The organism is Rhodococcus aerolatus (genome assembly GCF_054783215.1).
The window spans coordinates 71,011-81,436 of record NZ_BAAGQZ010000005.1 but is presented as its reverse complement, the minus strand read 5'-3'; the positions used below and the strand labels follow the sequence as shown (position 1 = coordinate 81,436).

8 protein-coding genes and 1 pseudogene are annotated in these 10,426 nt (G+C 76.1%); 8 read left to right on the top strand and 1 reads right to left on the bottom strand.

What is annotated here, in order from left to right; translation table 11 throughout:
* From ACYVOF_RS03745 to ACYVOF_RS03735, 3 genes and pseudogenes are all read left to right on the top strand, one after another.
* Positions 1-768 (top strand): annotated as a pseudogene (locus ACYVOF_RS03745) (tobH protein); the annotation flags it as partial.
* The gene (gene manA, locus ACYVOF_RS03740) at positions 761-1,966 is read left to right on the top strand and encodes a mannose-6-phosphate isomerase, class I (RefSeq protein WP_460864173.1); all 1,206 of its coding nucleotides are present in this window, start codon (positions 761-763) and stop codon (positions 1,964-1,966) included. The pseudogene ACYVOF_RS03745 and the gene manA, both read left to right, overlap by 8 nt.
* An 80-nt stretch (positions 1,967-2,046) precedes the next feature.
* Entirely contained in the window at positions 2,047-2,967 is a 921-nt protein-coding gene (locus ACYVOF_RS03735) for a cation diffusion facilitator family transporter (RefSeq protein ID WP_460864172.1), read from the top strand.
* Positions 2,968-3,017: 50 nt separating this feature from the next.
* On the opposite strand, the gene ACYVOF_RS03730 is transcribed toward ACYVOF_RS03735, so the two are convergent.
* Positions 3,018-3,878, bottom strand: a complete 861-nt coding sequence (locus ACYVOF_RS03730; RefSeq protein WP_460864171.1) for an aldo/keto reductase — start codon at positions 3,876-3,878, stop codon at positions 3,018-3,020.
* A gap of 182 nt (positions 3,879-4,060) precedes the next feature.
* On the opposite strand from ACYVOF_RS03730, the gene ahcY reads away from it, so the two are divergent.
* The 5 genes from ahcY (at position 4,061) to lpqB (ending at position 10,421) form a co-directional block, all read left to right on the top strand.
* Positions 4,061-5,539, top strand: a complete 1,479-nt coding sequence (gene ahcY / locus ACYVOF_RS03725) for an adenosylhomocysteinase (RefSeq protein ID WP_460864170.1) — start codon at positions 4,061-4,063, stop codon at positions 5,537-5,539.
* 88 nt (positions 5,540-5,627) lie between these two features.
* Complete coding sequence (locus ACYVOF_RS03720) at positions 5,628-6,317, top strand: dTMP kinase (protein ID WP_460864169.1); 690 nt, start codon at positions 5,628-5,630, stop codon at positions 6,315-6,317.
* The gene (mtrA, locus tag ACYVOF_RS03715; protein WP_460864168.1) at positions 6,314-6,991 is read left to right on the top strand and encodes an MtrAB system response regulator MtrA; all 678 of its coding nucleotides are present in this window, start codon (positions 6,314-6,316) and stop codon (positions 6,989-6,991) included. The genes ACYVOF_RS03720 and mtrA overlap by 4 nt, the downstream gene beginning before the upstream one ends.
* Positions 6,992-7,005: 14 nt before the next feature.
* Positions 7,006-8,664 carry an MtrAB system histidine kinase MtrB gene (mtrB, locus tag ACYVOF_RS03710; RefSeq protein WP_460864295.1) on the top strand — a complete coding sequence of 553 codons (1,659 nt, stop codon included), beginning with the start codon at positions 7,006-7,008 and terminating at the stop codon, positions 8,662-8,664.
* Complete coding sequence (gene lpqB / locus ACYVOF_RS03705) at positions 8,661-10,421, top strand: MtrAB system accessory lipoprotein LpqB (protein ID WP_460864167.1); 1,761 nt, start codon at positions 8,661-8,663, stop codon at positions 10,419-10,421. The genes mtrB and lpqB overlap by 4 nt, the downstream gene beginning before the upstream one ends.
* The last annotated feature ends 5 nt before the right edge of the window (positions 10,422-10,426 follow it).

Sequence of the window (10,426 nt, the reverse complement as noted above, 5' to 3'; positions counted from 1 at the left end):
AGCGGGTCGGGTCGGGGGGTCACGACGTGCGGCGGGGAGGTGGACATCGGCTCGCAGCCTACCGCCCGCACCACCCCCGCCGACCCCGCCGACGGGCCGGCGGGCGCGGCCGCCGCGGGCCGGGCCACCCTCGTCCCGCCGCGCGTGCCGGTGCCCCCGGGCCTCGAGCACGCCCGCTTCACCGCCACCGCGCTGGCCGTGCTGGCCGCGCTCGGGGTGTCCGGCGAGCCGGTGCTGCCGCTCGACGTCCTCGCCGACGAGCTCGACCGCGACGCCGAGCGCCACCACCCCGCCGCCGAGGTGTTCACCAACCCCGCCAAGGCGCTGGCCGCCCGGCTGCTCGACCACGCCGTGGTCGTGGCCGGGGAGGGCCCCGCCGGGCTGGCGGTGGCCGCCCACGCCGCCGACCAGCTGCTGCTGCGGACGGGGCGGCCCGCCGCCGGGGTCGAGCTGGGCGTCGCCGTGGCGGGCGGGCACGCCGCCCGGGCCGCCGCCCCCGCCGCCGAGGTCGACCCGTTCTTCCACGACCCGCTGCTCGACGGGCCCGGCCCGGCCGCGCCCACCCGGGTGGTCGTGCTGCTCGCGGGGCCGGACGCGGAGCGCACCGCGGCCCGGGCGTCCGCGCTCCCCGACGCGGAGCTCGTCGGCAGCGACGTGAGCACCGCACCGCTGGCGGGGGACCCGCTGGCCGGGCTGCTGCTGCTGGTGCCCCGGCTGGAGACCGCGGCCGTGCTGCTGGGGCTCGTCGCGGGGGTCGGCCGTGGATGAGCTGCGCGGGGCCGTCCGCTCCTACGCCTGGGGCTCGCGGCACGCCATCGCCGAGCTGCAGGGCAGGCCCGCGCCCACCCCGTGGCCGGAGGCCGAGCTGTGGCTGGGGGCGCACCCCGCAGACCCGGCGCACCTCGGCGGCGGGGAGTCCCTGCTCGACGTGGTCGCCGCCGACCCGGAGCACCACCTCGGCGGCGTCGTCCGGGCCGTGTTCGGCGACCGGCTGCCGTTCCTGGCCAAGGTGCTCGCCGCCGACGAGCCGCTCTCGCTGCAGGCCCACCCGTCGGCCGCGCAGGCGGCGGAGGGGTTCGCCCGGGAGCAGGCGCGGGGGATCCCCCTGGGGGCCGCGGAGCGCAACTACAAGGACGACAACCACAAGCCGGAGCTGGTCTGCGCGCTGACCGAGTTCCACGCCCTGGCCGGGTTCCGGGCGGTGCCGCGGACGGTCGCCCTGCTCGACGCGCTGGACTGCACCGCCCTGGCCCCGCACCGTGCGCTGCTGGCCGACCAGCCCGACGCGGCCGGGCTGCGGGCGCTGTTCACCACCTGGATCACGCTGCCCCAGCCCAGCCTCGACGCGCTGGTCCCCGCCGTGCTCGACGCGTGCGTCGCCCACGTCCGCGGCCACGGCGACTTCGCCGCGGAGGCCCGCACCGCCCTCGAGCTGGGCGAGGCCTACCCGGGCGACGCGGGCGTGCTCGCCTCGCTGCTGCTCAACCGGGTCACCCTCGCCCCGGGCGAGGCGCTGTACCTGCCCGCGGGCAACCTGCACGCCTACCTCTCCGGGGTGGGCGTGGAGGTGATGGCGAACTCCGACAACGTGCTCCGCGGCGGGCTCACGCCCAAGCACGTCGACGTGCCCGAGCTGCTGCGCGTGCTCGACTTCGACGCGGCCGACGTGCCCGTGGTGGCGCCCGAGCGCGACGGTGACGAGCTCGTCTACCGCACCGGCGCCACCGAGTTCGAGCTCTCCCGGCTCGACCTGGCCCCCGGCGCGACCGCCCGGCTGGACCACTCCGGGCCGCAGGTGCTCCTGGCCGTCGGCGGGTCCGGCGAGGCGGTGGCGGCGGGTGGGTCCCCGGCGGTGGCCCTGGCCCGCGGCCGGGCGGCGTGGGTGCCGGCGGGCGACGCGGGGGTCGAGGTGCGCGCCGGGGAGCCGGGGCTCGCGCTGTTCCGCGTCGTCACCCCGCCGGGCTGACCGGGCGGGGCCGACCGGGCCGGGCCGACCGGGGGACGAACCGGACGGTGCGGGCGCGACCGGGCGCTAGGGTCACGCCCATGTCCTCGGGTGGGAGCAGCAAGGCCATCGTCGCCGCGCTCGGCGCCAACGCCGGGATCGCGGTGGCCAAGTTCGTCGGCTTCCTCGTCACCGGGTCGTCCTCGATGCTGGCCGAGTCCGTGCACTCGCTCGCCGACACGTCCAACCAGGGCCTGCTCCTGCTGGGCAAGCAGCAGTCCCGCAAGCAGGCGACGCGGCTGCACCCGTTCGGGTTCGGCCGCAACCGCTACTTCTACTCGTTCGTCGTGGCCCTGGTGCTGTTCACCCTGGGCTCGGTGTTCGCCGTCTACGAGGGCATCCACAAGATCGCGGAGCCCGAGGAGCTGACTTCGCCGGCGGTGGCCGTGGCCATCCTGCTCGTGGCCGTCGCGCTCGAGGGCTACAGCTTCCGCACCGCGGTGCACGAGTCCCGGCCGCTCAAGGGCGAGGGCTCGTGGTGGTCGTTCATCCGCACCTCGCGCAGCCCCGAGCTGCCCGTGGTGCTGCTCGAGGACTTCGGCGCGCTCATCGGGCTGGTGCTGGCGCTCGCCGGGGTCGGGCTCACCCTGCTCACCGGGGACCCGGTGTGGGACGGCGTGGGCACGGTCGGCATCGGCGTGCTGCTCGGCGTCATCGCGGTCGTGCTCATCGTGGAGATGAAGAGCCTGCTCATCGGGGAGGGCGCGACCGCCACCGAGGAGGCGGCGATCGAGGCCGCGCTGGCCCAGGACGACATCGACCGCGTCATCCACCTGCGCACCCAGTACCTGGGGCCCGACGAGCTGCTGGTCGCGGCCAAGATCGCCCTCGGCGCGGGGGACACCGTGGCCGAGGTCGCGGCGGCCATCGACGCCGCGGAGGCGCGGGTGCGCGACGCGGTGCCCGCGGCCCGGCTCATCTACCTCGAGCCGGACCTCGACCGGGAGCGCACCCGGGCCTGAGCCGCGCCGGGCGGTTCAGGCGGCGTCGAGCGGGTCAGGGGGCGTCCGGGTCAGGCCGCGTCGAGCCGGGCCAGCTGCTCGGCGGTGAGCACGAGCTCGGCCGCCGCGGCCGAGGCGGTGGTGCTGGCGGGGCGCGAGGCCCCGGGGATGGGCACGACCACCTCGGACTGGGCCAGCTCCCAGGCCAGCGTGACCTGCTGCGGGCTCACCCCGTGCTCGGCGGCGACCTCGGCGAACGCGGCGTGGGCGTCGCCCAGGCCCGCCGCGGCCGACATCCCGCCCAGCGGGGACCAGGGCAGGAACGCCACCCCGAGCTCGGCGCACACGTCGATCTCCGCCCGCGAGCTGCGGAACGCCGGGGAGAACTGGTTCTGCACCGCCGCGAGCCGGCCCCCGAGCTGCGCGTGCGCGTCCCGGATCTCCTGCGCCGAGTAGTTGGACACCCCGACCTGGGCGACGAGGCCCGCGTCGAGCAGGTCCGCCAGGCCGCCGACGCTCTCGGCCAGCGGCACCTGCGGGTCGGGGCGGTGGTGCTGGTAGAGGTCGACCTGCTCGGTGCCGAGCCGGCGCAGCGAGGCCTCGCACGCGCGGCGCAGGTACGCCGGGCTGCCGTCGAGGCCCCAACCGCCGTCCTCGCCGCGGGTGTGCCCGCCCTTGGTCGCCACCACGACGTCGTCGGTGCTGCCGCCCCAGGCCCGCAGCGCGGCGGCCACGACGTCCTCGCCGCGACCGAAGTCCGCCGCCGACTCGCTGTAGGCGTCGGCGGTGTCGACGAGCGTCACCCCCGCCAGCAGCGCGGCGTGCACCGTGGCCACCGCCTGCTCGAGGTCCGGGCGGCCGGTGACGGCCAGCGGCATCGCCCCCAGCCCCACCGCACCGACCTGACGCGTGCCCACCCGTCGCAGCTCCATGCCCCCACTGTGCCCCCTGCTGCGCCCCGGCCGCTGACGTGCGCGCACCTGCCCGGTGGGCGCGCCGGGACCGGGGCTCCTCGCTAGGGTTGGTCCGACCCGGGCCCGGCGCCGCAGGCGTCGCCCGCGCGACCCCGCGCAGGCCCCCGCACCGATCGACCCCCACGAGGAGACGACTGACCGTGACGACGAGCACCGACGCACCCGACCTGACGGTGGAGACCCGAGGCGGCCTCGACTTCAAGGTCGCGGACCTCTCCCTGGCCGAGTTCGGCCGCCGCGAGATCCGGCTCGCCGAGCACGAGATGCCCGGCCTGATCGCGCTGCGCCGCGAGTACTCCGAGGTCAAGCCCCTCGCCGGGGCGCGCGTCTCCGGCTCGCTGCACATGACGGTGCAGACCGCCGTGCTCATCGAGACCCTGGTCGACCTCGGCGCCGAGGTCCGCTGGGCCAGCTGCAACATCTTCTCCACCCAGGACCACGCGGCCGCCGCCGTCGTCGTCGGCCGCGACGGCACGCCCGAGGAGCCCAAGGGCGTGCCCGTGTTCGCGTGGAAGAACGAGACCCTGGCCGAGTACTGGTGGGCCGCGGAGCAGGTCATGACCTGGCCCGACGAGCCCGCCAACATGATCCTCGACGACGGTGGCGACGCCACCATGCTGGTGCTGCGCGGCAAGCAGTTCGAGCAGGCCGGCGTGGTGCCCCCCGACGACGACGCCGACTCCGACGAGGTCAAGGTCTTCAAGGCGCTGCTGCGCCGCTCGCTGGCCGCGTCCGAGGACAAGTGGACCCGCATCGCGGAGTCGGTCCAGGGCGTCACCGAGGAGACCACCACCGGCGTGCTGCGGCTCTACCAGTTCGCGGCCGCGGGCGAGCTGCCCTTCCCGGCGATCAACGTCAACGACTCGGTCACCAAGAGCAAGTTCGACAACAAGTACGGCACGCGGCACTCGCTCATCGACGGCATCAACCGCGGCACCGACGTCCTCATCGGCGGCAAGGCCGCGCTGGTGTGCGGCTACGGCGACGTGGGCAAGGGCTGCGCTGAGGCGCTGCGCGGGCAGGGCGCCCGGGTCACCGTCACCGAGGCCGACCCCATCAACGCGCTGCAGGCCCTGATGGACGGCTTCCCGGTGCAGACCGTGGAGCAGGCCGTCGGCGGCGCCGACATCATCATCACCTCGACCGGCAACAAGGACATCATCACGTTCGACCACATGCGCCAGATGAAGCACCAGGCGATCCTGGGCAACATCGGCCACTTCGACAACGAGATCGACATGGCCGGGCTGCAGCGCAGCCCCGACGTCCGCCACGTCAACATCAAGCCCCAGGTCGACGAGTTCGTCTTCCCCGACGGCCACTCCATCATCGTGCTCAGCGAGGGCCGGCTGCTGAACCTGGGCAACGCCACCGGGCACCCCAGCTTCGTCATGAGCAACTCGTTCTCCAACCAGGTCATCGCCCAGATCGAGGTGTGGACCAAGAACGGCGAGTACGCCAACGAGGTCTACCGGCTGCCCAAGCACCTCGACGAGAAGGTCGCCCGCATCCACGTCGAGGCGCTCGGCGGCACCATCACCAAGCTGACCAAGGACCAGGCCGAGTACCTCGGCGTCGACGTGGAGGGCCCCTACAAGCCCGACCACTACCGCTACTGAGCCGCTGCTGAGCCCCACCGCACCGCCGCCCGGCGCCCCCGACCTGCACGTGGTCGGGGGCGTCGGCGCGTCTGGCACGCTGGCGCGGGTGGGGTACCTGGTGGCGGTGGAGGGGCTCGACGGGGCGGGCAAGGCCACGCTCACCGCGGCCCTGACCGCGGCCGCCCGGGAGCGGGGGGCCACGGTGGCCGGCCTGGCGTTCCCCCGGTACGGCGCGAGCGTCGAGGCCGACCTCGTCGCCGAGGCGCTGCGCGGCGAGCACGGGGACCTGGCCGGCAGCGTCCGGGCCATGGCCGTGCTGTTCGCGCTCGACCGCGCCGGGGCGGCCGAGGAGCTGCGCGGCCTGCGCGAGGCCCACGACCTGGTGCTGCTGGACCGCTACGCGGCGTCCAACGCGGCCTTCGGCGCTGCGCGGCGCCACGAGGGGGCCGACGGCCCGTTCGCGGAGTGGGTGCTGCAGCTCGAGCTGGGTCGCCTGGGGCTCCCGGTGCCCGACCTGCACGTGCTGCTGCGCGTCGACCCGGGGGTGGCAGGGGGCCGCGCCCGGCAGCGGGCGGACGCCGACCCCGGGCGCGACCGCGACGCCTACGAGCGCGACGACGGCCTGCAGCAGCGGACCGCCGCGGTCTACGACGGGCTCGCGGCGCGGTCGTGGTCCGGGCCCTGGCTGGTGGCCGACGGTGCGGGCACGCCGGGCGCGGCCGCCGCGGCGGTGCTCGACCGGCTCGGCGCGCTGCCGGGCCCCGCCGGGCACCGGGGTGGGACGATGCAGGGATGAAGCAGCGCATCCTGGTCGTCGACGACGACGCGGCCCTGGCGGAGATGCTCACGATCGTGCTGCGCGGCGAGGGCTTCGAGCCGTTCGTCGTCGCCGACGGCAGCCTGGCGCTGGACGCCGTGCACGCCCACGACCCCGACCTGGTGCTGCTCGACCTCATGCTCCCCGGCATGAACGGCATCGACGTGTGCCGGGCGGTCCGCGCGGAGTCCGGTGTGCCCATCGTGATGCTCACGGCCAAGACCGACACCGTCGACGTCGTGCTCGGCCTGGAGTCCGGGGCCGACGACTACGTGATGAAGCCGTTCAAGCCCAAGGAGCTCGTCGCGCGGGTGCGCGCGCGGCTGCGGCGCACCGACGACGTGCCTGCGGAGACCCTGGCCATCGGCGACGTCACCATCGACGTGCCCGCCCACCAGGTCACCCGGGCCGGGCGCCCCGTGTCGCTGACCCCCCTGGAGTTCGACCTCCTCGTGGCGCTCGCGCAGAAGCCGCGCCAGGTGTTCACCCGCGCGGTGCTGCTGGAGCAGGTGTGGGGCTACCGACACGCCGCGGACACCCGGCTGGTCAACGTCCACGTGCAGCGGCTGCGGGCCAAGATCGAGACCGACCCGGAGCACCCGGAGGTCGTCCTCACCGTGCGCGGGGTCGGGTACAAGGCCGGACCGCCGTGAGGGTGCCCGGGCCGCTGCGGCGGGTCGGGCTCTGGGCGGCGCGCACGACCCGTCCGGGGCGCCGCCGCGGGGCCCGGCTGGGCGGCCGCTTCGCCCACGCCTGGCGCCGGTCGCTGCAGCTGCGGGTGGTCGTGTCCACGCTCGCGCTGTCCTCGGTCGTCGTCCTCGTCCTGGGCCTGGTGCTGCTCGACCAGATCACCGCCCGCATCCTCGACTCCAAGGTCGCCGCCGCCACCGAGGAGGCCGAGCGGGCCCGGGTCACCGTCTCCCGCGAGCTCGCCGGGGCGGACGAGTCCAACTCGCTGCTCAGCCGGCTCACCGTGGCCCGCACGGCGCTGACCACCTCCGGCTCGGCCACCACCGACCCGGCCTCCAGCGGTGCGGGCGCGTTCGACTCGGTGCTGCTGGCCCCCGGGTCGGGCCCGCGCGGCACCACCAGCAGCGGCCCGGTGGACGCGGTGCCGCAGAACCTGCGCAGCTTCGTCCAGGCCGGGCAGGTCACCTACGTCTACGCCGACGTCGGCAGCCCGGGCCGGGTCGTCGCCGGGCTGGTGGTGGGCACCCCCGTCAACGCCGACGTGCCGGGCCTCGAGCTGTACCTGGTCTTCCCGCTGACCAGCGAGGAGTCCAGCGTCGGCCTGGTCCGGACCATCCTGCTGCTCGGCGGGCTCGTGCTCCTGCTGCTGCTGGCCGGCATCGCGCTGCTGGTGGTGCGCCAGGTGGTGCTGCCCGTGCGGACGGCCGTCGAGGTCGCTGAGCGGTTCGCCTCCGGGCACCTCGACGAGCGGATGGTGGTCCGCGGCGAGGACGACGTGGCCCGCCTGGGCGAGGCGTTCAACGAGATGGCGGAGAGCCTGGCCGACCAGATCGCCCAGCTCGAGGAGTTCGGCTCGCTGCAGCGCCGGTTCACCTCCGACGTCAGCCACGAGCTGCGCACCCCGCTGACCACGGTGCGCATGGCCGCGGACGTGCTGCACGCGGGCAGCGACGACATGAACCCCGCGCTGCGCCGCTCCGCCGAGCTGCTGGTCACCGAGCTGGACCGCTTCGAGTCCCTGCTGGGCGACCTGCTGGAGATCTCCCGGCACGACGCCGGCGTGGCCGAGCTGGCCGTGGAGCCGATCGACCTGCGCAGCAGCGTGGAGGCGGCCGTCTCCACCGTGCACCACCTGGTGGCCGAGTCGGGCAGCGAGCTGGTGCTCGACCTGCCCGCCCGGCCCGTGCTGGCCGAGGTCGACGCCCGCCGGGTGGAGCGGGTGCTGCGCAACCTGCTGGCCAACGCGCTCGACCACGGCGAGGGCAGGCCCGTGACCCTGACGCTGCGCAGCGACCGGACGGGCGCCGCGGTGACCGTGCGCGACGCGGGGGTGGGGCTGCGTCCGGGGGAGGCCGAGCTGGTGTTCCACCGGTTCTGGCGCGCCGACCCCTCCCGCGTGCGCCGCTCCGGCGGCACCGGGCTCGGCCTGGCCATCAGCCTCGAGGACGCGCTGCTGCACGACGGCAGGCTCGAGGCGTGGGGCGAGCCGGGCCGCGGGGCGTGCTTCCGGCTCACCCTGCCGCTGCGCCGCGGCACCACCCTGACCCGCAGCCCGCTGCCGCTGGAGCCGGGCCCCGCCGCCGCACCGGGCGAGCTGCCGGCGACGACGCCCACCCGGGCGCAGGTGCGGGCGTGACGCGGCTGCGGCTGCTGGTGGCGCTGCTCGGGGTGGCCCTGCTGGCCGGCTGCGCCACGGTGCCGCTGGAGTCCTCGCCGCAGGTGGTGGGGACGGTGGGGGACGAGGCCGCGACCCGCACCGCGCAGGACCCGGTCCCGGGCCGCGAGCCCGACCTGCTCGTCCGCGACTTCCTGGGCACCAGCTCGAGCCCGGCCGACCGGCACGCGGCGGGCCGGCGTTACCTCACCGACGCGGCGTCGGCGCGCTGGGACGACGCGGTGAGCACGTCCGTGCTGGCCAACGTGGACATCCTCTACGACCAGCGCGGCACCGACACCGCCTCGATCCTCGTCCGGGCCGACCGGGTCGGACGCCTCAGCCCCGCCGGGGTGTTCGCCGTCGACGCGGGCACGCTGGAGCAGCGCCTCGCCCTGGTCAAGGTGGGCGGCCAGTGGCGCATCGACCAGCTGCCCGACGGGGTGCTGCTCGACCGGGCCGAGTTCCTGCGGTCCTACCAGCGCCAGCCGGTGTACTTCGTCGACCCGGGCGCCACCACCGTGGTGCCGGACCCGCGCTGGCTCGTCAGCGACCCCGAGTCGCTGCCCTCGCGCCTGGTGGACCTGCTGCTGGCGGGCCCGTCGCCGCAGCTCGCGCCGGCGGTGACCACCGAGCTGTCGCCGGGGGTGCGGCTGCGCAGCAACGTCACCGCGGCCAACGGCTCCGGCTCGGCCACGGTGGGCGGTGCCGGCGGGGTGCGTGTCGACCTCGCCGGGCTGGAGGGCCGCTCGGCCGCGCAGCGCCAGCTGCTCGCCGCCCAGATCATCTGGACCCTGGACGCGGCCCGGGTGCCCGGGCCCTACGTGCTGCAGGCCGACGGGGCGCCGCTGGACGACAGTCACCCCGACGGCTGGACGACGGCCGCGGTCGCCGCGACCGACCCGGCCGCGTCCCCGGCCGCCGACGTGGGCCTGCACGCCGTGCGCTCCGGGGCGCTGGTGACGGTGACCGACACCGGCACGACCCCGGTGGCGGGACCGCTGGGCACCTCGACCTCCCTGCTGGACGCGGCACTGTCCCGCGACGGCCAGCAGGTCGCCGCCGTCACCCGCGCGGCCGGGCTGCGCGCCGGGTCCGGGGTGCAGCTGCTGGTCGGCGCGCTGGGCGGCCCCGCCGTGCCCGTCGCCGAGGGGGCGAGCATGACGCGGCCGACGTGGTCGAGCGAGGACGGCTCGGCGTGGGTCGTCGTCGACGGCAAGTCGGTGCTGCGGGCGACGCGGGAGACCGGCACCGGGCAGGTCACCACCGCCCCCGTGGACGCGGCCGCGGTCACCGCCGTCGGCGGACCCATCACCTCGCTGCGGCTCTCCCGCGACGGCACCCGGGCCGCGGTGGTGGTCGGCGGCCGCGTGGAGCTGGCCGTGGTGACCCGGGCGGACAGCGGGGCGGTGACGCTGTCGAACCCGCAGCCGGTGACCCCGGCGGCCACGGTCGCGACGGCGGTCGACTGGAGCGGGCCGGACAGCCTCGTCGTGGCGCACAGCGACGACGACTCCCCGGTGCTGACCACCGGCATCGAGGGCGCCCAGGTCGCCGCCCTGCCCAGCCGCAACCTGTCCCCGCCCGTGCGGGTGGTCGCGGCCTCGCCCACCACTCAGCTGGTGGCCGACACCCGCGGGGTGCAGCGGCTGGACCCGGGGGACGACACCGGCACGCGCGTGTGGCGCCAGGTCGTGGGCCTGGCGGGCCCGGACGCGGTGCCGGTGCTCCCCGGCTGACGCCG